1 protein-coding gene is annotated in these 540 nt (G+C 40.2%); it reads right to left on the minus strand.

Annotated features, from left to right (window positions below; genetic code table 11):
- Positions 1-540, minus strand: a 540-nt coding sequence (locus tag EKC99_RS15405; RefSeq protein ID WP_163152676.1) for a transposase, incomplete at both ends; no start/stop codon positions are given.

Genomic DNA, 540 nt, shown 5'->3' on the forward strand with positions numbered 1-540 from the left:
TGTTTGTTGTAGTATTGATTGGCGGATTTTAGACCTTTACCATTGATGACGATCGGTTGTTTGCCCACGTTGTTCACAATGGTTGCGAAGTTATCTAATCCTAAATCAATACTGATGTATCTGTTGTGATCTTGTTTTTGGGGTGGAATAGGGATTTTGTAAACGACTTCGACGATGATATGGCGGTGTTTTGGAATGAATCGGACTTGTTGTAGCTTCCCATTCATGTTTGTTTTTAACCGAAACCCTTGAAAACAGGCAGGAAACGTGATGTGTTCATCGACGACTTTGCATGATTGATTCGTTAGCACAAGCACATACCGTCCGTCTTTTTTGAGATATTTGGGCGGTTTCGGTCTGCCTGTATATTTGTCTTTGTTTTTTGTCCAATCTTTTATCGACTTAAAAAATGATTGCCAATTTTGATGCAACATTCTTAACGTTTGTTGGGCGGATTGAGCCATTGGCATCGCTCGATAGTCTGCATCCATTCCTTCCGTTTTGAGCAGTTTGTCTAGCTTGTTGTAAGAAAGATACGTG

It is taken from the genome of Anoxybacillus sp. MB8 (assembly GCF_011006755.1).
Classification (GTDB): domain Bacteria; phylum Bacillota; class Bacilli; order Bacillales; family Anoxybacillaceae; genus Anoxybacillus; species Anoxybacillus gonensis.